Annotated in this window: 21 protein-coding genes and 1 tRNA gene; 6 read left to right on the top strand and 16 right to left on the bottom strand. The window is 66.3% G+C overall.

The annotated features are described in order from the left end of the window. Positions 1 to 17: 17 nt before the first annotated feature. Complete coding sequence (gene argA, locus JC881_RS02015) at positions 18 to 1,364, bottom strand: amino-acid N-acetyltransferase (RefSeq protein WP_198784042.1); 1,347 nt, start codon at positions 1,362 to 1,364, stop codon at positions 18 to 20. Between the two features lie 40 nt (positions 1,365 to 1,404). Continuing rightward, complete coding sequence (locus tag JC881_RS02010; protein ID WP_198784041.1) at positions 1,405 to 3,396, bottom strand: AAA family ATPase; 1,992 nt, start codon at positions 3,394 to 3,396, stop codon at positions 1,405 to 1,407. A gap of 381 nt (positions 3,397 to 3,777) precedes the next feature. Between JC881_RS02010 and hrpA the strand changes: the two genes are divergently transcribed. Further along, entirely contained in the window at positions 3,778 to 7,641 is a 3,864-nt protein-coding gene (hrpA, locus tag JC881_RS02005) for an ATP-dependent RNA helicase HrpA (protein ID WP_198784040.1), read from the top strand. A 45-nt stretch (positions 7,642 to 7,686) separates the two neighbouring features. Here hrpA and JC881_RS02000 read toward each other — a convergent pair whose 3' ends face one another. The 8 genes from JC881_RS02000 to lptF form a co-directional block, all read right to left on the bottom strand. Next, positions 7,687 to 7,845: a DUF3309 family protein gene (locus JC881_RS02000; RefSeq protein ID WP_013541242.1), complete on the bottom strand. Its 159-nt coding sequence runs from the start codon at positions 7,843 to 7,845 to the stop codon at positions 7,687 to 7,689. A gap of 99 nt (positions 7,846 to 7,944) precedes the next feature. Further along, positions 7,945 to 8,397: a DUF3592 domain-containing protein gene (locus JC881_RS01995; RefSeq protein WP_198784039.1), complete on the bottom strand. Its 453-nt coding sequence runs from the start codon at positions 8,395 to 8,397 to the stop codon at positions 7,945 to 7,947. Between the two features lie 11 nt (positions 8,398 to 8,408). After that, complete coding sequence (locus JC881_RS01990) at positions 8,409 to 8,783, bottom strand: rard protein (RefSeq protein WP_198784038.1); 375 nt, start codon at positions 8,781 to 8,783, stop codon at positions 8,409 to 8,411. A gap of 28 nt (positions 8,784 to 8,811) precedes the next feature. Beyond that, entirely contained in the window at positions 8,812 to 9,984 is a 1,173-nt protein-coding gene (locus JC881_RS01985; RefSeq protein ID WP_198784037.1) for a pyridoxal phosphate-dependent aminotransferase, read from the bottom strand. Continuing rightward, complete coding sequence (locus JC881_RS01980; protein WP_198784036.1) at positions 9,981 to 10,922, bottom strand: CysB family HTH-type transcriptional regulator; 942 nt, start codon at positions 10,920 to 10,922, stop codon at positions 9,981 to 9,983. The genes JC881_RS01985 and JC881_RS01980 overlap by 4 nt, the downstream gene beginning before the upstream one ends. 62 nt (positions 10,923 to 10,984) lie before the next feature. Then, positions 10,985 to 11,362: a sirohydrochlorin chelatase gene (locus JC881_RS01975; RefSeq protein ID WP_198784035.1), complete on the bottom strand. Its 378-nt coding sequence runs from the start codon at positions 11,360 to 11,362 to the stop codon at positions 10,985 to 10,987. Beyond that, a complete protein-coding gene (lptG, locus tag JC881_RS01970; RefSeq protein WP_198784034.1) occupies positions 11,359 to 12,468 on the bottom strand; it encodes an LPS export ABC transporter permease LptG in 1,110 nt (369 codons plus the stop codon). The genes JC881_RS01975 and lptG overlap by 4 nt, the downstream gene beginning before the upstream one ends. Beyond that, complete coding sequence (lptF, locus tag JC881_RS01965) at positions 12,465 to 13,604, bottom strand: LPS export ABC transporter permease LptF (RefSeq protein WP_198784033.1); 1,140 nt, start codon at positions 13,602 to 13,604, stop codon at positions 12,465 to 12,467. Before lptF ends, lptG begins: the two co-directional genes overlap by 4 nt. Before the next feature lie 21 nt (positions 13,605 to 13,625). Between lptF and JC881_RS01960 the strand changes: the two genes are divergently transcribed. From JC881_RS01960 to JC881_RS01945, 4 genes are all read left to right on the top strand, one after another. Further along, positions 13,626 to 15,155: a leucyl aminopeptidase gene (locus JC881_RS01960; RefSeq protein WP_198784032.1), complete on the top strand. Its 1,530-nt coding sequence runs from the start codon at positions 13,626 to 13,628 to the stop codon at positions 15,153 to 15,155. Further along, complete coding sequence (locus JC881_RS01955) at positions 15,152 to 15,595, top strand: DNA polymerase III subunit chi (RefSeq protein WP_198784031.1); 444 nt, start codon at positions 15,152 to 15,154, stop codon at positions 15,593 to 15,595. Before JC881_RS01960 ends, JC881_RS01955 begins: the two co-directional genes overlap by 4 nt. Then, complete coding sequence (locus tag JC881_RS01950; protein ID WP_198784030.1) at positions 15,595 to 15,990, top strand: hypothetical protein; 396 nt, start codon at positions 15,595 to 15,597, stop codon at positions 15,988 to 15,990. Before JC881_RS01955 ends, JC881_RS01950 begins: the two co-directional genes overlap by 1 nt. A gap of 137 nt (positions 15,991 to 16,127) precedes the next feature. Next, positions 16,128 to 17,336 (top strand): branched-chain amino acid ABC transporter substrate-binding protein, encoded by a 1,209-nt coding sequence (locus JC881_RS01945; RefSeq protein WP_198784029.1) that lies wholly within the window; start codon positions 16,128 to 16,130, stop codon positions 17,334 to 17,336. 104 nt (positions 17,337 to 17,440) lie between these two features. Here JC881_RS01945 and JC881_RS01940 read toward each other — a convergent pair whose 3' ends face one another. From JC881_RS01940 to JC881_RS01920, 5 genes are all read right to left on the bottom strand, one after another. Continuing rightward, positions 17,441 to 17,830 carry a response regulator gene (locus JC881_RS01940; RefSeq protein ID WP_198784028.1) on the bottom strand — a complete coding sequence of 130 codons (390 nt, stop codon included), beginning with the start codon at positions 17,828 to 17,830 and terminating at the stop codon, positions 17,441 to 17,443. 100 nt (positions 17,831 to 17,930) lie between these two features. Continuing rightward, positions 17,931 to 18,287, bottom strand: coding sequence for a hypothetical protein (locus tag JC881_RS01935; protein WP_198784027.1), 357 nt, complete (start codon positions 18,285 to 18,287; stop codon positions 17,931 to 17,933). Between the two features lie 212 nt (positions 18,288 to 18,499). Further along, a tRNA-Ser gene (locus JC881_RS01930) sits at positions 18,500 to 18,590 on the bottom strand. 24 nt (positions 18,591 to 18,614) lie between these two features. Next, entirely contained in the window at positions 18,615 to 19,544 is a 930-nt protein-coding gene (locus JC881_RS01925; protein ID WP_042579791.1) for an SPFH domain-containing protein, read from the bottom strand. 36 nt (positions 19,545 to 19,580) lie between these two features. After that, positions 19,581 to 20,006, bottom strand: coding sequence for an NfeD family protein (locus JC881_RS01920; protein ID WP_198784026.1), 426 nt, complete (start codon positions 20,004 to 20,006; stop codon positions 19,581 to 19,583). A 197-nt stretch (positions 20,007 to 20,203) separates the two neighbouring features. Here JC881_RS01920 and JC881_RS01915 point away from each other — a divergent pair, with 197 nt between their 5' ends. Continuing rightward, a complete protein-coding gene (locus tag JC881_RS01915) occupies positions 20,204 to 22,513 on the top strand; it encodes an Orn/Lys/Arg decarboxylase N-terminal domain-containing protein (protein WP_198784025.1) in 2,310 nt (769 codons plus the stop codon). A gap of 6 nt (positions 22,514 to 22,519) precedes the next feature. Here JC881_RS01915 and JC881_RS01910 read toward each other — a convergent pair whose 3' ends face one another. After that, a complete protein-coding gene (locus tag JC881_RS01910; protein WP_198784024.1) occupies positions 22,520 to 23,374 on the bottom strand; it encodes a DNA ligase in 855 nt (284 codons plus the stop codon). Positions 23,375 to 23,409: the final 35 nt, after the last annotated feature.

Here is a 23,409-nt window from a genome sequence, read left to right as displayed (position 1 = left end):
CTCCGTCTGGGTGTGCTTCAGATCTTCTTGACCAGGACCATGCTCTTGCGGTCCCAGTTGTACTTGCGCTTGCGGGCTTCGGGCAGCCAGTCGGGGTTGACCTGCTGGAAGCCGCGCTTCAGGAACCAGTGCATCGTGCGCGTGGTGAGCACGAAGATGCTCTCCAGGCCCATCGACTTCGCGCGGTGCTCGATGCGTTTCAGGATGCGCTCGCCGTCGCCCTGTGACTGCGACAGCGGCGAGACCGTGAGCGCCGCCATCTCGGCCGTCTTCGCCTCGGGGTACGGGTACAGCGCCGCGCAGCCGAAGATCACGCCGTCGTGCTCGATCACCGTGTAGTGGCCCACGTCGCGCTCGATCTCGGTGCGGTCGCGCTTGACCAGCGTGCCGTCGCGCTCGAAGGGCTCGATGAGTTGCAGGATGCCGCCGATGTCGTCCACGGTCGCTTCGCGCAGGCTCTCGAGCTTTTCGTCGATCACCATGGTGCCGACGCCGTCGTGCACGTACACCTCCAGCAGCAGCGCGCCGTCCAGCGCGAACGGCAGGATGTGGTTGCGCTCCACGCCGCCCTTGCAGGCCTTCACGCAGTGCTGCAGGTAGAAGGCGGTGTCGGTGGGTTTCTGCGCGGGGGGGAGCGACGCGAGGAGTTTTTCGGCGGCGTCCAGCGGCAGTTCGGTGTCGATCGGGTTGTCTTCGCTCTCGGGCAGTTCGCTGTCCATGCGGATGCCCGGGATCTCGGTCAGGAAGATCAGCTTGTCGGCCTGGATCGAGATGGCCACGCTGGTGGCGACTTCTTCCATCGTGAGGTTGAAGGCCTCGCCGGTGGGCGAGAAGCCGAAGGGCGACATGAGCACCATCGCGCCGAAGTCCAGCGTGCGGCGGATGCCCGAGGCGTCCACCTTGCGCACGAGGCCCGAATGCTTGAAGTCCACGCCGTCGACCACGCCCACGGGACGCGCAGTGATGAAGTTGCCCGAGATCACCCGCACCGTCGAGCCGGCCATCGGCGTGTTCGGCAGGCCCTGGCTGAAGGCCGCCTCGATCTCGTAGCGCAACTGGCCGGCGGCCTCTTGCGCCGAGTCGAGCGCCACCTCGTCGGTGATGCGGATGCCGTGCGAGTAGCGCGCCTCGTGGCCCTTGGCCGCCAGCTGCTCGTTGACCTGCGGACGGAAGCCGTGCACCAGCACGATCTTCACGCCCATGCTCTGGATCAGCGCCAGGTCTTGCGCGATGTTCTGCAGCTTGCCCGCAGCGATTGCCTCGCCCGCCAGGCCGACCACGAAAGTCTTACCGCGGTGCGTGTGGATGTAGGGCGCGACCGAGCGGAACCAGGGCACGAAGGTGAAATTGAAGACGGTGGACATGGGGCGTGATTGTGCATTCTTGGAAAGGGTTTCGTACGGTTCAGGCCAATGCGCGCAGCACGCGGGCCGCGACCGCCGGCGGGCCCGCGCCCGGCACGGGTTCAGGCGCCGGCAGCGGCCCGCCGCCCTTGCGGGCGCGGAAGGTCGCGAGCAGTGCTGCGTAGGCGTCGGTCGGCTCGCCGGCGGGCGCGGGCGCGAGGTCGAGCATCGCGGCCAGTTCCGCCGGGGCGATCGAGCCTTCGCGCATGAGCGCATCGACCACCGCCATCAGCGCCGCGGTATGGGTCTCGAGCAGCGCGAGTGCGCGTGCGTGCTGCTGCGCGAGCAGCGCCTCGATCTCCGGGTTCGTCGCTTCGAGGTCGGTGTTCAGGTTGTCCTCGGCGTCGTTCGCGACATCGGTGCGGCTCAAGCGCGCGCCGAAGGCGTAGTGGCGCACGTACTGCGCGGCGAAGGACGTGGCCTGCATGAAGTCCTGCGATGCGCCCGAGGTGCAGGCCTCGGCGCCGAACACCATCTCCTCGGCGGCGCGGCCCGCGAGGCCAACGCAGATGCGGTCGCGCAGGTTTTCCTTGGACCAGGTCTTGCGCTGCTCGTAGCTGTTGTAGCCGCCCTCGAACGAGGCCACGTTGATCTTGATCTCTTGCGGCGCGCGGCCGAAGAGCACGCCGTAGATCACGCCGTGGCCCGCCTCGTGCACCGCGAGCAGGGCGCGGAAGTCCTCGCTCGAGCGTTGCTTCAGGCGATTGAGCTCCAGCGCCACCGGGAACTGGCGGCGCGCCTTGCGGTACTTCGCCACGATGCAGGGCACGCTCGCGTCGAGCGTGAGCCACACGGGCTCGCCGCCATCGTCGTCACCGGCGCCGCGCTCCAGCGCCCACAGCGCCGCGTTGACCAGCGTCGCGCTCAGGATCGCGTGGATCGAGGAGAACAGCGGGCGCGTGCCCTGCGCCGGGAACACGGCGTTGGCGTAGATCTGCTCGTACACGACGGCATCGAGCACGAAGCGCACGCCGGAGCTCTCCTGGATCTCGCTCACGTAGCGGTCGCAGATCGACAGGATCAGCTGCACGTAGGTCGCGCGGTTGAGCGACGGGTAGATCACATGGTTGTTGCCCAGGCGCGCGATCTGCTCGGGACGGAAGCGCCCGGCCAGCGCCTTCTTCACGTCGATGACCGAGAGCTTCTTGGTGAGCGTGTGGAAGATGTCGGCGTCGGTGTCGCAGTCCTCCACGCGCTGCGCTGTTTCGGCGTACATCTCGTCCAGGTTGCCCGAGACGAACACCAGGAGCTTGCTGTAGTCGGTCTCCCAGCTTTGCTGCGTGTCGCGGAAGGCGCGCAGGCGCGCATGCACCTCGGCGGGCTTCCACGCCATGATCTGCAGCAGGGTCTCGGGCAGCTTCAGGCAACGCTTGACTTCGCGCGCTTCCCACGGCGCCAGGTGCAGCTTGCGCTTCTTGAGCTTATTCTTGTCGGCGGGGCCGTCGCGGTCCTGCTCGTACTCGGCGTAGGCGAGCGAGGACTCGATCTCGCCGAGCATCGAGAGGGCCGGCGGCAGGCGACCGTCGGACAGGAGCGCCCACACGTCCTGGTAGCGCTCGACCTTGGCGTCGTGGCCGTTGCCGTCCACGGTGCGAAAGCGCTGGAACTCGTCCAGCACCAGGATGCCCGGCGTCCCCTCGACGATGCCCGATTCGGCCAGCATCGCCGAGATGGAGCCGCGGCTGCCGTGGCCCGAGCCGTGGCTGAAGCCGTCCATCTGCACTTCGATGAAGCGGTCGTAGAAGCCCAGGTGCTGGGCCAGCTTGCGCACGAGTTGCGTCTTGCCGGTGCCGGTCAGGCCCCAGAGGCAGACGATGACCGGGCGGCTGATGAGCTGCGGCAGCACATACCAGGCGCGCAGCGATTCGATCACGCGATCGATGATGTCGTCGATGCCGAAGAGTTCTTGCTTCAGCGATCGGGCGACGTTCTGCAGGTGCTTCGTGCGCTCGGCGAGCTCGGCATGCAGTTCGGAATGGATGTCGTTGGACATGGATGATTCTTTGAAAAAACGGGTACGAAAAAGCGGCCACCCCTTCGCAATGAAGGAGCGGCAGGCAGACGCTTGAAAGGGACGGTTGCTGCGCTTCGGTGCCTGAAGCGCGCAACTGGAAAAAAGTGGCGCGGGCCTCAGGCCGGGCGGAGCAACCTGACCCGGCCATGCACGCAGAGCGCATGGCCTGCGCAGCGGCTGCGCAGGGGGGTGAGGGCAAGGAAGGACATGGATGCGATCCTATCGGCGGGTTGCGGTGGAGTAAAGACTATTTACGTCACACAACAAGCGGTGGCGCCGTACTGTGGAAGCTGTGCAACAGCCGGTGCGCGCCGATAATCGACGGTTTGCCCGCCGCGTGCCGACGACGACTGCTTTCCCTTGACGACCACGACACCCTCCGCCCCCTTGCGCATCGAGTTCCCCGAATCGCTTCCCGTCTCCGGCCGGCGCGACGAGATCATGGCCGCCATCCAGGCGAACCAGGTCGTGATCGTGTGCGGCGAAACCGGCTCGGGCAAGACCACGCAGCTGCCCAAGATCGCGCTCGCGCTCGGCCGCGGCAAGATCAACGCCGAGCCGGGCAAGGGCCGGCTCATCGGCCACACGCAGCCGCGACGCATTGCCGCAAGCTCCGTGGCCAAGCGCATCGCCGAAGAGCTGAAGACGCCGCTGGGCGACGTGGTCGGCTTCAAGGTGCGCTTCCAGGACCGCCTGAGCCGCGACGCCTCGGTCAAGCTCATGACCGACGGCATCCTGCTGGCCGAGACGCAGACCGATCCGCTGCTCAAGGCCTACGACACGCTCATCATCGACGAGGCCCACGAGCGCTCGCTGAACATCGACTTCCTGCTCGGCTACCTGCGCGAGATCCTGCCGCGCCGCCCCGACCTGAAGGTGATCGTGACCTCGGCGACCATCGATGCCGACCGCTTCGCGCAGCACTTCGCATCCTCGAAGGGACCGGCGCCGATCATCTACGTCTCGGGCCGCACCTTCCCGGTCGAGCAGCGCTACCGCCCCTTCGAGGAATCGCGCGAGCACGACCTGAACGACGCCATCGCCGACGGCGTCGACGAGCTCTGGCGCGATCCGCACAACGCGGGCGACATCCTCGTTTTCCTGCCCGGCGAGCGCGAGATCCGCGAGGCGGCCGACCACCTGCGCCGCCACCTAAGCCACCAGCCGCTGTTCCGCAACGCCGAGGTGCTGCCGTTGTTCGCGCGGCTCTCGGGCCCCGAGCAGGACCGCATCTTCGACAGCCACACGGGCCGGCGCATCGTGCTCGCCACCAACGTGGCCGAGACCTCGCTCACCGTGCCGGGCACCCGCTACGTGATCGACACCGGCACGGCGCGCGTCAAGCGCTACAGCTTCCGCAGCAAGGTCGAGCAGTTGCTGGTCGAGCCGATCAGCCAGGCCGCGGCCAACCAGCGCGCGGGCCGTTGCGGCCGCGTGGCCAACGGCATCTGCATCCGGCTCTACGACGAGAAGGATTTCGACGGCCGTCCGCGTTTCACCGATCCGGAAATCCTGCGCTCCTCGCTCGCGGGCGTGATCCTGCGGATGAAGTCGCTGCGGCTGGGTGACGTGGCGCGCTTTCCGTTCCTCGAGGCGCCGTCGCCGCGCGCGATCGCCGACGGCTACCAGTTGCTCAACGAACTCGGCGCTGTCGACGATGCGAACGAGCTCACCGCCACCGGCGGCGAGCTCGCCAAGCTGCCGCTCGATCCGCGCGTGGGCCGGATGATCCTGGAGGCCCGCACGCGCGGTGCGCTCGAAGAAGTGCTGGTCATCGCCTCGGCCCTCAGCGTGCAGGACGTGCGCGACCGCCCGATGGAAGCGCAGCAGCAGGCCGACCAGGCGCATTCGAAATTCGATGACGAGAAGAGCGAATTCAGTGGCTACCTGCGCCTGTGGAAATGGATCGCCGATGCGCGCGGCGGCCATGGCGACACGCACAAGCTCAGCAACCGCCAGTACGAGCAACTGCTGCGCCAGAACTTCATCAACATCCGCCGCGTGCGCGAGTGGCGCGACATCCACTCGCAGCTGCTCACGGTGGTCACCGAGCACAAGTGGCGCATCAACGCCGAGCCGGCCGGCTACGAGCCGCTGCACCTGTCGATGCTCGCGGGCCTCCTGGGCAACGTCGGCTGGAAGCTCGAAGACGACGAGGCGTACCTCGGCGCGCGCGGCATCAAGTTCTACAAGCACCCCGGCGCGCACCTGAAGAAGAAGCCCGGCCGCTGGATCGTCGCGGCCGAACTGGTCGAGACCACGCGCCTCTTCGGCCGTGGCATCGCCAACATCGAGCCGCAGTGGCTCGAACAAGTGGCGGGGCATCTGCTGAAGAAGCAGTTGCTCGATCCGCATTGGGAAAAGAAGGGCGCGCAGGTCTCGGCGCTGGAGCGCGCGACGCTCTACGGCCTCGTGGTGTACAGCGGGCGGCGCGTCGATTTCACCAAGGTCGATCCGGTCGCCGCGCGCGAGATCTTCATTCGCGAAGCGCTGGTCGCCGGGCAGTGGGAAAGCAAGTTTCCGTTCCTCACGGCCAACCGCAAGCTGGTGCGCGAAGTCGAGGGGCTGGAGCACAAGGCGCGCCGGCAGGACGTGCTGGTCGATGAGGAACTGATCTTCGCGTTCTACGACGCGCAACTGCCCGCCGACGTGGCGAGCGGCATCAGCTTCGAGAACTGGTACCGCCACGCCTCAAGGGAACAGCCGCGCCTCCTGTACCTCACGCGCGAGGAGCTCATGCGCCACCAGGCGGCCGGCATCACGACGCAGTCGTTCCCGCCGACGCTCAGGCTCGGCGGTGTCGATTGCGCGGCGGCGTACCTGCATGAACCCGGCGATGCGAAGGACGGCCTCACGGTCAGCGTGCCGCTCTTCGTGCTCAACCAGGTGAGCGAGGAGCGCTGCGAGTGGCTGGTGACCGGCATGCTCAAGGACAAGATCCAGGCGCTGCTCAAGAGCCTGCCGCAGCGCCCGCGCTCGCGGCTGGTGCCGCTGCCCGAATCGGCGTCGAAGCTGGCCGAGGCGCTCTCGGTGCCCGAGCTGTTCGGCAGCGGCTCGCTCACCGACGTGCTGCTCAAGCGCGTGCGCGACATGACCAGCATCGACGTGAAGCGCGCCGATTTCAAGCTCGACATGCTGGCGCCGCACCTGTTCATGAACCTGCGCATCGTCGACGAGCACGGCCGCCAACTGGGCATGGGGCGCAACCTCGGCGCGCTGAAGGCAGAGCTGGGCGCGCAGGCACGCGGTGCGTTCCAGGCGCTCGCGGGGCTCAACGTGAAAGCGTCGCCGGCGCCGAAAGCCTCTGCCGCCGATGAAGGCAAGGGGCCCGTGAAAAGCGCAGCGCCCGAAAAGGCGACACCCGCTTTGCCCGCGGGCCAGCGCTACACGGCCTGGACCTTCGGCGAACTGCCGGAGCTGATGGAAGTGCGCCGCGGCGCGCAATCGCTCATCGGCTTTCCCGCGCTGCGCGACGAAGGCGACGCGGTGACGATCGAGGTGTTCGACGAGCCCGCCGTCGCAGCGGCAAAGCATCGTGCGGGCCTGCGCCGCCTGTTCGCGCTGCAGCTGAAGGACGCGCTCAAGTACCTCGAGAAGAACATCCCCGACCTGCAGAAGATGGCCGTGGCCTACATGCCGCTGGGCACCTCCGAGGAACTGCGCGCGCAGATCATCGACGTGGCCATCGATCGCGCGTTCCTTCAGGAGCCGCTGCCCACCGACGAGTTCGCCTTCAAGCGCCGGCTGGAAGAGGGGCGAGGGCGGCTCACGCTGATCGCCAACGAGGTGGCGCGCCTTGCGTCCACCATCCTCGTCGAATACGCCGCCGCGGCGCGCAAGATCAAGGACACCAAGATCCAGCCCGAGGCGGTGCAGGACGCTGGACAGCAGCTGCAGAAGCTCGTCGGCAAACGCTTCATCGCCGACTCGCCGTGGACGCAGCTGCAGCACTTCGCGCGCTACCTGAAAGCCATCGTGCTGCGCCTGGACAAGCTGCGCGCCGACCCCGCGCGCGACACCGCCAAGCTGGCCGAACTGCGCCCGCAGGAGCAGCGCTACTGGCGCCTGGTGGCCGAGCGCAAGGGCGTGGTGGACGACCGCATGCTCGAGTTCCGCTGGCTGCTCGAGGAGCTTCGCGTGAGCTTCTTCGCCCAGGAACTGCGCACGCCGCAGCCCGTGAGCGTCAAGCGGCTGGACAAGGCCTGGGCCCAGCTGCAGGCATGAAAAAAGCCCGCGGCGAAGCGGGCTTTTTTCATTGAGGGGTGGGTGCTATATGCGACCCATGAGAACCAGGATGACGACGATCAGCACGATCAGGCCGACGCCACCGCTTGGCCCGTAGCCCCAGGAGCGGCTGTAACCCCAGCTCGGCAGCGCGCCGATCAGTATCAGGATCAGGACGATGAGCAGAATGAACGAGAGGGACATGGTTTTCTCCTGGGACGTTTGTTGTAACGAGCCTTGATGCTCATCGTCCCGGGGCGCGCGAAGCGCCGGAGAGCCGCCCCTTCGGCGGTCAGGACAGTCCTACCGTGGACGTCGGCGCCTGGCGCCTGCCTCGTCGGAGAGCAGGAAGTGCATGCCCACGGCGAACGCCAGGAACACGGTACCCAACCCGCCGACGATGGTCGCGCCGCCCCAGAGGTCGAAGAAGCCGTCGAGCCGGGCATCCTTCGGATCGGCGGGGTCGAAGAACACGCCCACGACCTCTCCCTTGTCGTAGGCGGGCGGGCTGCTGCTGCTAGACGGCGCGAATTCGACGATTTCACCGGACGGCCCCTTGAAATGCACCAGCGGACGCCAAGTGTCCGAGCTGTTGCGGCGCGAACTCTCCACGCGCAGCAGCTCGATCACCTCGCCCTGCGCCCGGCTGGCCGAGGCGATGAACTTGGTGGTGTTCTGGTACAGGAACCAGGCGCCGGCGAGCATCAGCACGCCGACGAGGCCGAAGACGAGCTTGACGATGTTGGCGGACTTCATTCGGACGGCCCTCAGCTTCGCGTCAACTCGGTCAACAGGGTGCCGACGGCCGCGAGCACCAGGCCCACGGCCAGGAAACCCACCGCTCCCAACGTGGACAGCAACGCGCGTCGCCACGAGCGCGTGCGAAAGAAATAGACCGGAATGCCCACCAGCGGAAAGACCCCGGCCCACAGCGCCGAGCGGCCCGGCGGGATCACGCCGCGCGCGAGGCCCTCGGCCCGGCACCACGTGTAGCAAAGCGCCGAGATCAGGAACGCGTGCGCCACGTCGAGCACGGTGTAGTCCTTGCCGCGCACGGGCGGCATGAAGGCGTCGGCCACGCCCACCACGAGGAACGAGAGGCCCAGGACCAGGAGGAGCCAGCGCGGCCGGTTCATCGTCATCGCGGCACCCGGGTCCTGGCGGCCGTCGTCAGAGCTTCGCGAGCCGGTCCAGCGCGGCGAGAAGCGTCTCGTCCTTCTTGGCGAAGCAGAAGCGCACCACGCGCTGGTCGAAGCCGTTGCCGTAGAACGCCGACAGCGGGATCGCCGCCACGCCGATCTCGCCGGTGAGCCACAGGCAGAAGTCGGCTTCGGAGAGATCGCTCACGGCCGAGATGTCCACGCACTGGAAGTAGCTGCCTTCGCTGCGCAAGAGCCTGAAGCGCGTCTTCTCGGCCAGGCCCGCGGCGAACAGGTCGCGCTTGCGCTGGTAGAAGGCCGGCAGCTCGAGGTAGGGCTTGGGCTCGGCCATGTACTGCGCGAGCGCATGCTGCATCGGCGTGTTCACGGTGAACACGTTGAACTGGTGCACCTTGCGGAACTCGGCCATCAGCGGCGCGGGCGCGGCCACGTAGCCGACCTTCCAGCCGGTCACGTGGTAGGTCTTGCCGAAGCTGCTGACGATGAAGCTGCGCGCCGCCAGGCCCGGGAAGCGGGCCACGCTTTCGTGGCGCGCCGCATCGAACACCATGTGCTCGTAGACCTCGTCGGCGATCACGAACACGTCGGTCGGGGCGAGCAGCTCTTGGAGCTTGCGCATCTCGTCCGCGGTCCAGACCGTAGCGCTCGGGTTGTGCGGCGTGTTGATGATGATCGCGCGCGTGCGCGGGCTGAGCGCGGCGGCGATCTTGTCGAAGTCGGGGCGGAAGGTGCCGGGCACGAGCGGCACGCGCACCACGCTGCCGCCGGCCAGATCGATGTTGGGCACGTAGCTGTCGTAGCAGGGCTCCAGCACGATCACTTCGTCGCCCGGCCGCACGATGGCCAGGATGGCGGTGATGATGGCCTGCGTCGCGCCCGCGGTGACGGTGATCTCGGTGGCGGCGCTGTAGCTGTGGCCGTAGAGCGCGGAAATCTTGGCGGCGATGGCCTCGCGCAGCGCCGGAATGCCCGGCATCGGCGGGTACTGGTTGTGGCCCGCGGCCATCGCGGCGGTCACGTCTTCGAGCAGCTTCGGATCGCAGTGGAAATCCGGAAAGCCCTGCCCGAGATTGACCGCATTCTTCTCGGCGGCCAGCGCCGACATGACCGTGAAGATGGTGGTGCCGACAGCCGGCAGCTTGGTCGTGATCTCGGGCGTGCGTGGGGAAAGCACAGTACTCATAGTTCGTAATCTTGTTGATGGCCGCTCAAGGCCTTGGCGATCAGGTTGCGGTCGAGCCGGTCGGACAACAGCTCGGCGAACTTGAAGACGAAGTTGCGCAGGTACGCGCTGCGCTTGAACGCGACACGGGCGATATTCTGGCCGAACACATGGCCCATCGGGCGCACCACGAGATCGGCGTTCGACTCGTCGCGCACCGCCATCTCGGCCACGATGCCCACGCCCAGGCCCAGGCGCACGTAGGTCTTGATCACGTCGGAGTCGATCGCCTCGAGCGCGATGCGCGGCGCGAGTTTCTTTTGCGCGAAGGCGTGGTCGATGCGCGTGCGGCCGGTGAACGACGGGTGGTAGGTGATGATCGGCTCGCTCGCCAGGTCCTCGAGCGAAATGCGCTCCTTGGCCGCCAGCGGATGGTCCTTGGGCAGCACCAGCACGTGCTGCCATTCGTAGCAGGGCAGGGTCACGAGTTCGGCGTAGCCGTCCAGCGATTCGGTGGCGATGCCGATCTCGGCGATCTCGTCGATCACCATGCGCGCCACCTGGTCGGGCGAGCCCTGGTGCAGGCTCACATTGACCTTCGGATAGGCCTCGCGCAAATTGGCCACGGGCACCGGCAGCACGTAGCGCGCCTGGGTGTGGGTGGTGGCGATGGAGAGGGTGCCGCTGTCCTGCGCGCTGAACTGCTCGCCGATGCGCTTCAGGTTGCCGACCTCGCGCATGATGAGTTCGATGCTGGCGATGACGTGCTGGCCAGGTTCGGTCACGCGTTTCAAACGCTTGCCGTGGCGCGCGAAGATCTCGACGCCCAGTTCTTCTTCGAGTTCGATGATCGCCTTGGAGACGCCCGGCTGCGAGGTGTGGAGCGCCTTGGCCGCCTCGGTAAGGTTCAGGTTGCGCCGCACGGCTTCCTGAACAAACTTGAATTGGTGCAGATTCATATCAAATTCCGTCTTATTGCGGAATTCATTATGCCTTCGCAATCTATCGAAATTGCCGGGTCTCAGGATTTGACCGCAATTCTCGCCAGCAATTCGACCAGTTCAGGCTCCTCGCCGACGATGCGGGCGAGGGAGAAATCGACCTGCGGCCAGGTCTTGCGGAGCGCGTCGAGCTGCATGGGCAGGTCTTCGCGGGCATGTTTGCCCATGCCGAGGAACAGCGGAACGACGCGGATGGCGGTGGCGCCATCGGCGATCAGGCCGGCTGCGGCCGAATGCAGGTCCGGCGTGGCCAGTTCCATGTACGCGCACACGACGCGCGCGGTCGGGTCGTCTTGGACCACCCGCGCGGCCACGGCCTCGATGGGTTCGCGCCAGCGCGCGTCGCGCGAACCGTGCGCCAGCAGGACGGTGCCCCGCGATGCCAGCGCCCCGGTCATCTTCGAAGCACCAGCCAGCTGAAGGCCGTCAACGACATCACCGAATAGATCATTCCCGGCGCCGCCGCCGTGAGCCAGGGCGACCAGTTGCTGAGGTTGCCCAGGTAGCCGAACACGTTGTTCAGCAAGAAGAAGCTGATGCCGATCATCACGCCGCCGAACACGTAGGTCGTGATGCCGGCCTGGCGGAAGTGCAGGTAGGCGAAGGGCAGGGCGAGCACCACCATCACCAGGCACGACAGCGGATAGAACACCTTGCGCCAGAACTCGATCTCGTAGCGCTGCGCCGTCTGGCCGTTGGCATCCAGGTGGCGGATGTAGTCGAACAGGTCGATGGTGCTCATGCGGTCCGGCCGCAGCAGCGCCACCGAGACCATTTCGGCGGTGAGCGAAGTGGGCCAGTCCATCTGCGGGATTTCGGTGGTGACGATGCGGGCCTTGTCGGCGGCGCTGCGCGTGTCGTAGTCCTGCTTCTCGATGTCCGCGAGCGCCCAGTGTCCGTCCAGGATGCGCGCGGACTTGGCCACCAGCTGCTTGCTCACGTAGCCGTTGGCGTCGAATTCGAAGATGCGCGCGTTCTTGAGCGTGCCGTCGCGCGAGATCGACAGCACGTTGACCGCGTAGGACACGTTGTCGCGCTTCTCCTTGAGCCAGGCGCCGGTGTTGCCCACCAGCGTGTAGGGGGCCTGGTATTTGGACTTGAGCAACTGGCCGGTGCGTCCGGACAGCGGCGCGATGTAGTCGCCCACCGCGAAGGTGAGGATGACGAAGCCAAGGCCCAGCAGCAGCAGCGTGCGCAGTGCGCGCCATGGCCCCAGGCCGCTGGTGCGCAGGATCGTGTATTCGGAGCTTTGCGCGAGGCGCGCCATCACGAAGATGCAGCCGATCAGCACGGTGATCGGCAGCAGCTCGTACAGGTGGCTGGGGACCAGCAGCGCCACGTACGCCAGCGCCTGCATCGGCCCGTAGGCGAGGCTCTCGGGCTTGCCCACGGACTGCAGTTCGTCGACGAAGTCGAAGAAGAAGAACAGGCTCAGGAAGCCGAGCGTCACGAAGGCCACCGACTTCAGGGCCTCCACGTAGATCAGGCGTCTTATGGTTTTCACGAGGTGGGGTCGATCTTGGAGGGCTGCGGGGCCGGGGCGCTGCCGCCGGTCGCATGTGCGGGGGTCTTGCGCTGTCCCCAGTTGTTGTTGCGCAGCACCAGCCACGCCGTGCCGATGAGGAACACGCCGCCGTGCAGCATCAGCAGGAAGGTGCCCATGCCGTAGCGGCCGGAACTCACCCAGCTCTGGCCGAGGTTCAGCAGGTTGTAGTAGATGACGAACGCGAACAGCGCGAACAGCAGGTTGCCGCTGCGTCCCACGCGCGGGTTGACGCTGGAGACAGTCAGCGCCAGCAGCACGAAGTTGATGGCCGCCAGCAGCATGCCGATGCGCCAGCCCAGTTCGCCCAGGCTCGCGTTGCTGCGATCGCGCAGCAGCGCCAGGGTGGTGCGCGCGCGCGCCGGCGTGGCGTCTGTTCCGGCACCGGCGCTGCCGCCGGAGCGGGTGCCGTAGGTCTTGAATTCGCTGATCTTCAGGCCCGAGGTCGGCAGCAGCGGGCGTTCCAGCCGCTGGCCGTTGCTGAGCATGATGAACTGGTTGGCGCCCACGTTCTCGACGCGGCCGCTGCGCGCCGACGTGGTGATCTGCAGGCCGCGCTCGATCGCCCAGATGAAGACGTTGGTGGCGGTGGCGCCGTCCGGCGTGTCCTTGTCGATGAAGAAGACGCGCATGCGGCCCGAGGATTCACGGAATTCGCCGGGCGTGACGCGTTCGATGTCGCCGCGCTGCTCGTACTGCTGGCGCATGCCGATGGTCTGCGAGTTGGCCCAGGGCCAGCCCACCAGCGCCATGGCGGCGATCAGGATCAGCACCGGCCAGGCGAAGCGGAACAGCGGCTCGATGAAGTCGGTCAGCCCCCGGCCGCTGGAGAACCAGATCACCATTTCGCTGTCGCGGTACATGCGCGAGAGCGTGCCCACGATGGCGATGAACAGGCTCAGGCTGAGGATGGTGGGCATGTAGCCCAGCACCGTGTAGGCCATCACGATGAAGACATCGGCCGGATTCACACTGCCCTTGGACGCGAGGCCGAGGGTACGGATGAGCATCATGGTCATCACGATGGTGACCAGAACCACGAGGGTCGCTCCGAAGCTGCGGGACAGCTCCTTGCGTAATGAAGAATGGAATAACATCGTTCGAGGAAAAAAAGGATTATGGACTTTCAACTCAAGCCCCTCACCGTCGCCCAGGCCGCAGCCGAAAAATCCGATGTCCTCATCGTGCTCGTCGGCAGCGCTCCCATCACCTCCAAGGACGCGCTTTCCGTGCTGGCCGCCAGCGCCCGCAAGGCCGGCGACCTGCCCGACAAGGCCGGCAAGCTCCTGGCACTCTACCGCCCCGACGACGTCGTGGCCTCCCGCGTGGTGCTCGCGGCCATCGGCGACGGCAAGCCCGCGTCGGTGCGCAGCGGGGTGATCGCGGCGGTCAATGCCGCCAAGGCCCATCGGCCCAAGCGGGCCGTCATCGTGTTCGCCCAGCCGGCCGATGGCGCTGCCGTGGCCTGCGCGGTCACCGCCGCGGCCGATGCCAGCTATGTCTACACCACCACCAAGCCGAAGGCCGAGGCGCGCAGCATCCGCCACCTGACGCTCGGCGTTGCAGACGCAACCGGTGCGAGCCAGGCCTTCGACGAAGCCCGCGCCACCGTGCTGGGCATCGAGCTGGCCAAGGAGTGGGGTAACCGCCCCGCCAATTACGCGACACCCACGCTGCTGGCCGAAGCCGCCAAGGGGCTGGCCAAGCTTCCCAACATCAAGTGCGAAGTGCTCGGGCCGAAAGAAGTCGAGAAGCTGGGCATGGGCTCCTTCGCCGCGGTGGCACAGGGCTCGGCCGAGCCGCTGCGCTTCATCGTGCTGCGCTACCAGGGCGCGCCTAAGGACCAGGCGCCCGTGGTGCTGGTCGGCAAGGGCATCACCTTCGACACGGGCGGCGTTTCGCTCAAGCCCGCGGCCGAGATGGACGAGATGAAGTTCGACATGTGCGGCGCCGCGAGCGTGCTGGGCACCTTCCGCGCGCTGGGCGAGATCCAGCCGGCGATCAACGTGGTCGGCCTCGTTCCCTCGTGCGAGAACATGAACGACGGCAAGGCCGTCAAGCCCGGCGACGTGGTCACCAGCATGAGCGGGCAGACCATCGAGGTGCTCAACACCGACGCCGAAGGCCGGCTCATCCTGTGCGATGCGCTGACCTATGCCAAGCGCTTCGAGCCGGCCGCGGTGATCGACATCGCCACGCTCACGGGCGCCTGCGTGATCGCGCTGGGCGGCGTGCGCAGCGGCCTCTTCGCAAGCGACGAGACGCTGGCCACGGCCCTGCAGGCGGCGGGCGAGCAATCGCAGGACCGCTGCTGGCGCCTGCCTCTGGACGACGAGTACGCCGAAGGCCTCAAGAGCAACTTCGCCGACGTGGCCAACATCGGCGGACGTGCCGGTGGCGCGGTTGTCGCGGCCAAGTTCCTGCAGCGCTTTGCCGCCGACTACGCATGGGCGCACCTGGACATCGCGGGCACCGCATGGAAGAGCGGGGCGGCCAAGGGGTCGACGGGGCGGCCGGTGGGGCTTCTGGTGTCCTACCTGACGACACGCGCGGCAGACAAGACTGCTTCGGCTTCACCTCAAGCCAAGCCCAAGGCCAAGGCCGAACCGAAGGCGGCGCCGCCCCGGAAGGCCCGGTCCTCCAAGTGACGGAAATCGGCTTTCACTTCAACGCGCCCGACAAGCTGAACTACGCTTGCCGGCTCGTTCGCAAGGCCGTGAATGCACGCGGCCTGCGGGTGGTGGTGGTCGGCGACGCACAGGCGCTCGACGCGGTGGGCGCCGCGCTCTGGCAGCTGTCGCCTGTCGACTTCGTCGCGCATTGCAGGAGCGACGCGCAGGCCCACGTGGTGGCCCGCTCGCCGGTGATTCTTTCTTCCGAAGGCGCCGACGCGGCATCGCTGCCGCACCGCGAGATGCTGGTGAACCTGGGCCTCGAAGTGCCCGCCGGTTTCGAGCGCTTCGAGCGCCTGATCGACATCGTGAGCGACGAGGCCAACGACCGGCAGGTCGGCCGCTCGCGCTGGCGCCACTACGCCGACCGCGGCTACACGATCCAGCCGCACGACTTCGCAAGGAGCGCCTCCTGATGGCCAGCACGCTGCGCACGCCGCCCCGGTTCGTTCCCACGCTGACCACGGTGCTGGAGATCCCGGCGGAGCCCGCGAGCGCCGAGCCGGCCGACGCGCCGGCGCCACAACCCGATGCGGCCAGCGCGGTCGCATTGCCGCCCGCGGCGCAGCTCACGCAGGCCGAAATCGTGAGCCTCGAAGAGCAGCTTCTGCATCGCGTGCTGCAGCGCGTGGACCTGTCTCTGGAAGAGCGATTGAGCGATGCGGTGTCCGCCGCGGTGCAGCAGCAACTGGACGACATGGTGCCGCGGCTGCGCGGTGAAATCGAGGCCGTTCTGCGCGCGCTGGTGATCGAATCGATGGCCGCCGAACTCTCCGAAAACACAGGGTCTACGCCAGCTTCCGGCGCATAAATCCTCGGCTAAACTGCGCCGCAGGTCGGAATGGCGTGAGGGTGCCGCTGGTCTGCGGCGCGAAACTTGCGAGGTCTGCGCGCCCGGATCACACGACCGGTTTTTTATTGTTTTCATCCAAGTTCTGGAGGTTTCCCATGCAATTGAAATGGACTGCGGTCGCACTGGCTGCACTCACGCTGGTGGCTTGCGGCAAGAAAGAAGAAGCTGCTGCACCCGCTGCAACGCCGGCGCCCACGGCGGCTGCCCCCGCACCCGCAGCACCTCCTGCCGATGCACTGGTCGTGAAGATCGGTCACGTCGGCCCGACCAGCGGTCCCATTGCCCACCTCGGCAAGGACAACGAGTTCGGCGCCAAGATGGCCATCGAAGACCTGAATGCAAAGGGCCTCAAGATCGGCGACAAGGTTGCCAAGTTCGTGCTGGTGCCTGAAGACGATGCCGGCGATCCGAAGCAAGGCACGGCCGTTGCGCAGAAGCTGGTCGACGAAAAGGTCAACGGCGTGGTCGGCCACCTGAATTCGGGCACCACCATTCCCGCCTCCAAGCTCTACAGCGACGCCGGCATTCCGCAGGTCTCGCCTTCGGCAACCAACCCCAAGTACACGCGCCAGGGCTTCAAGACCACGTTCCGCGTGGTGGCTGACGACACGCAACTGGGCGGCACGCTCGGCAAGTACGCCGTCGACACGCTCAAGGGCAAGAACATTGCCGTGATCGACGACCGCACGGCCTACGGCCAAGGCGTTGCCGAAGAATTCGAGAAGGCCGCCAAGGCCGCCGGCGGCACCATCGTGGGCCACGAATTCACCACCGACAAGTCGACCGACTTCAACGCCATCCTGACCAAGCTCAAGGCTGCCAAGCCCGACGTCCTGTTCTTCGGCGGCATGGACGCCGTTGGCGGCCCGATGCTCAAGCAGGTCAAGCAACTCGGCCTGAACGTCAAGTTCATGGGCGGCGACGGCCTGTGCACCGGCGAACTGCCGAAGCTGGCTGGCGATGCCATCGGCGAAGACATGGTGGTGTGCGCCGAAGCCGGCGGTGTCGACGGCGACTTCAAGCAGCCGCTGGAAGACTTCAAGGCCCGCTTCAAGACCAAGAACGGCGTCGAAGTGCAGATCTATGCACCGTACGTCTATGACGCGGTCAACGTGCTGGCCGAAGCCATGGTCAAGGCCGGTTCGTCGGAGCCGGAAAAGTACCTGCCTGAAATCGGCAAGCTGCAATACAAGGGCGTGACCGGCCCGATCGCCTTCGACGAAAAGGGCGACATCAAGAACGGCGCGCTGACCTTGTTCACGTACAAGGGTGGCGTGCGCACGCAGATCGCCGTGGTGCGCTGAAGCGCATTGGCAGTCGCGCAAATTTGCGCGGCTTGCCGGCTAAAAAAGAAAAGGGCCTTCGGGCCCTTTTTTCATGGTGCGCCGCGAGCGCGACCACGACTTCATCAGAGTGCGGCGAGGCCCGAGGGGCGGTCGGTGTTGCAGTACTCGATGAAGGCATCGAGGTCGCGCGACTTGTCGAACACCGCGTCGGCCCCCAGCGCCTGGCAGCGGGCCCGGATGTCCACGGTCACGTAGTTGCTCAGCACCACGACGCGCTGGCCCGCCGAGCGGGCCTTGCAGCCGGCCAGCACGCCCAGGCCGGAGCCTTCCTTGAGGAACAGGTCGACGATCAACAGTTGCCAGTCATTCGGGTGGGCCGCCAGCCACGCCAGCGCATCCGACTCCGTTTCGGCAAATCCGACCACATGTCCATTGACCAGATCCTCCAGTGCCGGGACCAGGTTGTCTCTGATGGTCTTGTTGTCCTCGACGAGGAACGTGATGAGGGACATGCCTTGGTTTCGCTTTGAGAACCAATAGCGTAGCGTGCCGAACGCGGTCGCAGCGTAGGAGAAGGGAGACGGACCGAGGGAACGTTGTTCTGTCGCCCGTTCAGTCCGAGCCGTTGGCGCGGATCTTGGCCTTGAGCTTCTCGGCCAGCGCCTGGCTCTCGTCGCGCTCCGCCGTCGCCTCGATGCGCTTCTCGATTTCCTCGCTCAGCGCTGCGTTCACCTCGGCCAGTTTTTCCGCCGACCTGGCCAGCTTCTCTTCGAGCTGGCTGGTGTGCTCGATGGCCTGCGCCACTTCGCCGACCTGGATCTCGTCGGGCAGTTCCTGCTCGAGCACCGTGCTCACCACGGCGAGGTTGTCCGACGCCCGTTGCACATCGGCGGCGACTTCTTCGCTCTTTTGGAGCGTCTTGTCCAGGGAGGTCTTGCCACGCGGCGCGGTTTGGGTCTGTCCAGCCATCGAGGCTCCTTTTGCGGCTCTTGCCGGCTTTGAAAAAGTAAAACCTTTGGATCGTACCGCCAGACGAATGCGTCCGCAGCCTTGACCCCAGTTGCAGTGAAGCAACGTGTCATATGACACCCTGGACGACAAAAAAGCCCAAGTGCTTGTGGCGACTTGGGCTTCTTGCTGTCTCTCTGCATGTTCGTGAACGGTTACGAACAATCAATCTCTGGCGGAGCAGGCGGGATTCGAACCCGCGGAGGGCTATTAACCCTCACACGCTTTCCAGGCGTGCGACTTAAACCGCTCATCCACCGCTCCTGAGCCCTCGATTATAGCAGTCGCTCAACTCGGATTCGACGGCTTGCCGGCCTGAACCATGCGCATCGCCGAGGCGATGAGCGCGGCGGTCTCGCTCATGTTGCTCGGCACGATCAGCGTGGTCTTGGAATCGGCCGCGACCTTGCCGTAAGCATCGACCGCGCGCTCGGCCACCTTCAGCTGCACGGCCTGTTCGCCGCCCGGCTGCTGGATGGCGGCCGCCACGCGCTCGATGGCGTCCGCCGTCGCGGTGGCCACGGCCGTGATGGCGGCGGCTTCGCCCTGGGCATTGTTGATCTGCGCCTGCTTCTCGCCTTCGGAGCGGGCGATGAAGGCCTCGCGCTCGCCGGTGGCGATGTTGATCTGCTCTTGCCGGCGGCCTTCCGAGGCCGCGATCAGCGCGCGCTTGCCGCGCTCGGCGGTGATCTGCGCTTGCATGGCCAAGAGGATTTCCTTGGGCGGCGTCAGGTCCTTGATTTCGTAGCGCAACACCTTCACACCCCAGTTGAGCGCAGCCTCGTCGATCGCGGCCACCACCTGGGCGTTGATGACGTCGCGTTCCTCGAAGGTCTTGTCGAGCTCGAGCTTGCCGATCACGCTGCGCAGCGACGTTTGCGCCAGCTGCGTCACCGCCACGATGTAGTTCGACGAGCCGTAGCTCGCGCGCATCGGGTCGGTCACCTGGAAGTAGAGGATGCCGTCGACCTGCAGCTGCGTGTTGTCGCGCGTGATGCAGATCTGGCTCGGCACGTCGAGCGGGATTTCCTTCAGGCTGTGCTTGTAGGCCACCCGGTCGATGAACGGGATCAGGAAATTGGGCCCTGGCGTCATGGTGCCGTGGTACTTGCCCAGGCGCTCGCGCACCCAGGCGTTCTGCTGCGGCACGAACTTGACCGACTGGCTGATGAAGATGATCGCAATGACCAGGATGATGAGGGGGACCGAGAATTCCATGGTGCTCTTCCTTTTCTAAGCTCTGTTCTCTGTTGACTAGATCTTGTCGACGACGAGGCGGCTGCCGACCACCTCGACCACGCGGTGCTCGCCCGTGGAGGGCGCATGGCCCGCGCGCTGCACGACGGTCCATTGGGCGCCGCGATAGCGCACGGTGGCGGTGCCGTCGGCGTTCCATGCATCGACATGCACGCTCTCACCGATGTCCAGGTTCACGTCACGGTTGGTGCCGGCGGCCGCGGCCCGCGGACGCTTGCGCTGGATCGAGTACCAGACCAGCACGGCACCCACGCCGATCACGGCCGCGACGATCAATTGGGTGATGGTGCCGAAGCCCAGGTGCGCTGCGATTGCCGCGGCCGCGAAGCCGGCCGCCAGCAGCAGCAGGTACACCGTGCCCGAGAGCAGCTCGACCACGATGGCTGCGCCCGCGATCAGCCACCAGATGGTGGAATTCGCCATGACAACTCCTCTTTTTTGCTTGTTCGATGCGCGCCATTCTGAGGCATACGGCGCCAAGCGCTTGCCCCACGTAGGGGTACTGGCGCCAGGGGCGTGCCTCATGCCGCCATCGCCCGAATGTCTTGCACGAGGCTGACCAAATCCTTCATCTGAATTCCGTACACTTCGCGCCTCATTGCCTGTCCGGAGCCCCGCTCATGAAATTCCGCTTTCCCATCGTCATCATCGACGAGGACTTCCGCTCCGAAAACACCTCGGGCCTCGGCATTCGCGCGCTCGCGCAGGCCTTCGAAAGCGAGGGCTTCGAGGTGCTGGGCGTCACCAGCTACGGCGACCTGAGCCAGTTCGCGCAGCAGCAAAGCCGCGCCAGCGCCTTCATCCTGTCGATCGACGACGAGGAGTTCACCGTTGGCCCCGACCTCGATCCGGCTGTGCTGAACCTGCGCACCTTCATCGGCGAGGTGCGGCGCAAGAACGCGGATGTGCCCATCTACATCTACGGCGAGACCAAGACCGCGCGCCACATCCCCAACGACATCCTGCGGGAACTGCACGGCTTCATCCACATGTTCGAGGACACGCCGGAGTTCGTGGCGCGCCACATCATCCGCGAGGCCAAGAGCTATCTGGAAGGCGTGCAGCCGCCGTTCTTCAGGGCGCTGATCGATTACGCGGAAGACGGCTCGTACTCCTGGCATTGCCCCGGCCACTCGGGCGGCGTGGCGTTTCTCAAGAGCCCGGTGGGCCGCATGTTCCACCAGTTCTTCGGCGAGAACATGCTGCGCGCCGACGTCTGCAACGCGGTGGAAGAGCTGGGCCAACTGCTCGACCACACCGGCCCGGTGGCGGCCAGCGAACGCAATGCCGCGCGCATCTTCAATGCCGACCATTGCTTCTTCGTGACCAACGGCACCAGCACCAGCAACAAGATGGTGTGGCACCACACGGTGGCCCCTGACGACGTGGTGGTGGTGGACCGCAACTGCCACAAGTCGATCCTGCACGCGATCATCATGACCGGCGCGATTCCCGTGTTCATGAAGCCCACGCGCAATCACTTCGGCATCATCGGCCCGATCCCCAAGAGCGAGTTCGAGCAGAGCGCCATCAAGGCCAAGATCAAGGCCAATCCGCTCTTGGCGGACGTGGACCACGAGAAGGTCAAGCCGCGCGTGATGACGCTCACCCAGTCGACCTACGACGGCGTGATCTACAACACCGAGACCATCAAGAACATGCTCGACGGCTACGTCGACACGCTGCACTTCGACGAGGCCTGGCTGCCGCACGCCGCCTTCCACCCGTTCTACGGCGCCTACCACGCGATGGGCAAGCGCCGCGTGCGGCCCAAGGATTCGCTGGTGTTCGCCACGCAGTCCACCCACAAGCTGCTGGCCGGCATCAGCCAGGCCAGCCACGTGCTCGTGCAGGACTCGCAGAACCGCGCGCTCGACCGCGACCTCTTCAACGAGGCCTACCTGATGCACTCGTCCACCAGCCCGCAGTACGCGATCATCGCCAGCTGCGACGTGGCCGCCGCCATGATGGAGCCGCCCGGCGGCACCGCGCTGGTGGAGGAAAGCATCCTGGAGGCGCTCGACTTCCGCCGCGCCATGCGCAAGGTCGAAGAAGAGTTCGGCAAGGACGAGTGGTGGTTCAAGGTCTGGGGCCCCGAGAAGCTCGTCGACGAAGGCATCGGCCGCGCCGACGACTGGATCATGAAGGGCGAGAAGGAAGGCCAGACCTCCAAGCGCGGCAAGAACAAGAACACGCCGCGCAACTGGCACGGCTTCGGCGACCTGGCCGACGGCTTCAACATGCTCGACCCGATCAAGTCGACCATCGTGACGCCCGGCCTCGACCTGGAAGGCAACTTCGCCGAGACCGGCATTCCCGCGAGCGTGGTGACCAAGTTCCTCGCCGAGCACGGCGTGATCGTGGAGAAGACGGGCCTGTACAGCTTCTTCATCATGTTCACCATCGGCATCACCAAGGGCCGCTGGAACACGCTGCTCACGGCGCTGCAGCAGTTCAAGGACGACTACGCGCGCAACCAGCCGATGTGGCGAATCCTTCCCGAGTTCTGCCAGCAGCACCCGGGCTACGAGCGCCTGGGCCTGCGCGACCTGTGCCAGCACATCCACCAGCTCTACGCCCGCTACGACGTGGCGCGCCTGACCACCGAGATGTACCTGAGCGACCTCACGCCGGCCATGAAGCCGAGCGACGCCTTCGCGCACATCGCGCACCGCAAGACCGAGCGCGTGGAGATCGACGAGCTCGAAGGCCGCATCACGACCAGCCTGATCACGCCGTACCCGCCGGGCATTCCGCTCCTGATTCCGGGCGAAGTGTTCAACAAGAAGATCGTCGACTACCTGAAGTTCTCGCGCGAATTCAACCTGCAGTGCCCGGGCTTCGAGACCGACATCCACGGCCTCGTGGCGCGCGTCGACGAGACGGGCAAGAAGCGCTACTACGCCGACTGCGTGCGCAGGGCCGGCTGATGTCGTTCAGGAGTGCGGGGCGTCTTCGCGCACCCGCATGAAGCGCGCGAACCGGGGCAGGCCGCTGGCATTCGTGCCGTTGAAGCGGTAGGTGACCCAGCTGCCGATGGCGGGCGGGTGCTCGCGGTCGGCATCGGTCAGGCCGCTGCCGATGCGAAAGCGCTTGCCTTCGGGCGTCTCGACGATCAGCGCGCCGAGCCGCGCGCTGTTGCGGCCCTTGCCGGTCACGTGGCCGACCACGCGGGCCTCGGCATCGTCGTAGGGCTTGAACTTGAGCAGGTCGTGGTTGCGCTCGCCCCGGTAGAGCGAGCCGCCGCGGTGCAGCACCAGGCCTTCGCCGCCCATCTTCACCGTCTTGTCGAGCAGGGCCTGCAGCTCGGCCTCGGTGGTGGCGCGCTCCTGCGGCACGAGGGTGACCCACGGCGCATCGGTGATCGGCAGCAGCCGGCGCAAGGCTGCCAGGCGCGTCGTGAAGTCGCCAGGCTGGGCCGGCATGTCGAACACCATGAAGCGCATCTCGCGCCAGGCGACGTCGTTCGGTGTCTGGCTGCGCACGGTGGACACCGCGTGCGCAAAGCGGCCGCGGCCGGCCCACAACTCGCCGTCGAGCGGTTGCCTGGGCAGCGACGCGATGAACCAGGCGGGCGCCGCGACGGGCTCGCCGCCGCGCGTCCAGAGCTGCTTGCCGTCCCAGTAGCCACGCACGCCGTCGTATTTTTCGCTGACCCAGTAGTCGGCCAGCGACATGCCGGGGCGGTAGACGTCGGCCAGCATCAGCGAAGGCGCGGCATTGCGCGCGAGCGCCGGGGCGGCCAGGGCCGCGCCCAGAGCCGCGAGCAGGAGGGAACGTCGATTCAGCACGATGCCATTCAATGGGTAGCGACCAGCGATCGTTC

Source organism: Variovorax sp. IB41 (genome assembly GCF_016405905.1).
Lineage (GTDB): Bacteria > Pseudomonadota > Gammaproteobacteria > Burkholderiales > Burkholderiaceae_C > Variovorax.
Note: the sequence above shows the minus strand (reverse complement) of the source record. Positions and strands in the feature narration are given on the sequence as shown.

Excerpts from the sequence above, each read along its gene's own strand:
- argA (WP_198784042.1), bottom strand. The coding sequence starts at position 1,364 with ATGTCCACCGTCTTCAATTTCACCTTCGTGCCCTGGTTCCGCTCGGTC.
- JC881_RS02010 (WP_198784041.1), bottom strand. The coding sequence starts at position 3,396 with ATGTCCAACGACATCCATTCCGAACTGCATGCCGAGCTCGCCGAGCGC.
- JC881_RS02000 (WP_013541242.1), bottom strand. The coding sequence starts at position 7,845 with ATGTCCCTCTCGTTCATTCTGCTCATCGTCCTGATCCTGATACTGATC.
- JC881_RS01995 (WP_198784039.1), bottom strand. The coding sequence starts at position 8,397 with ATGAAGTCCGCCAACATCGTCAAGCTCGTCTTCGGCCTCGTCGGCGTG.
- JC881_RS01990 (WP_198784038.1), bottom strand. The coding sequence starts at position 8,783 with ATGACGATGAACCGGCCGCGCTGGCTCCTCCTGGTCCTGGGCCTCTCG.
- JC881_RS01985 (WP_198784037.1), bottom strand. The coding sequence starts at position 9,984 with ATGAGTACTGTGCTTTCCCCACGCACGCCCGAGATCACGACCAAGCTG.
- JC881_RS01980 (WP_198784036.1), bottom strand. The coding sequence starts at position 10,922 with ATGAATCTGCACCAATTCAAGTTTGTTCAGGAAGCCGTGCGGCGCAAC.
- JC881_RS01975 (WP_198784035.1), bottom strand. The coding sequence starts at position 11,362 with ATGACCGGGGCGCTGGCATCGCGGGGCACCGTCCTGCTGGCGCACGGT.
- lptF (WP_198784033.1), bottom strand. The coding sequence starts at position 13,604 with ATGTTATTCCATTCTTCATTACGCAAGGAGCTGTCCCGCAGCTTCGGA.
- JC881_RS01960 (WP_198784032.1), top strand. The coding sequence starts at position 13,626 with ATGGACTTTCAACTCAAGCCCCTCACCGTCGCCCAGGCCGCAGCCGAA.
- JC881_RS01950 (WP_198784030.1), top strand. The coding sequence starts at position 15,595 with ATGGCCAGCACGCTGCGCACGCCGCCCCGGTTCGTTCCCACGCTGACC.
- JC881_RS01945 (WP_198784029.1), top strand. The coding sequence starts at position 16,128 with ATGCAATTGAAATGGACTGCGGTCGCACTGGCTGCACTCACGCTGGTG.
- JC881_RS01940 (WP_198784028.1), bottom strand. The coding sequence starts at position 17,830 with ATGTCCCTCATCACGTTCCTCGTCGAGGACAACAAGACCATCAGAGAC.
- JC881_RS01935 (WP_198784027.1), bottom strand. The coding sequence starts at position 18,287 with ATGGCTGGACAGACCCAAACCGCGCCGCGTGGCAAGACCTCCCTGGAC.
- JC881_RS01925 (WP_042579791.1), bottom strand. The coding sequence starts at position 19,544 with ATGGAATTCTCGGTCCCCCTCATCATCCTGGTCATTGCGATCATCTTC.
- JC881_RS01920 (WP_198784026.1), bottom strand. The coding sequence starts at position 20,006 with ATGGCGAATTCCACCATCTGGTGGCTGATCGCGGGCGCAGCCATCGTG.
- JC881_RS01915 (WP_198784025.1), top strand. The coding sequence starts at position 20,204 with ATGAAATTCCGCTTTCCCATCGTCATCATCGACGAGGACTTCCGCTCC.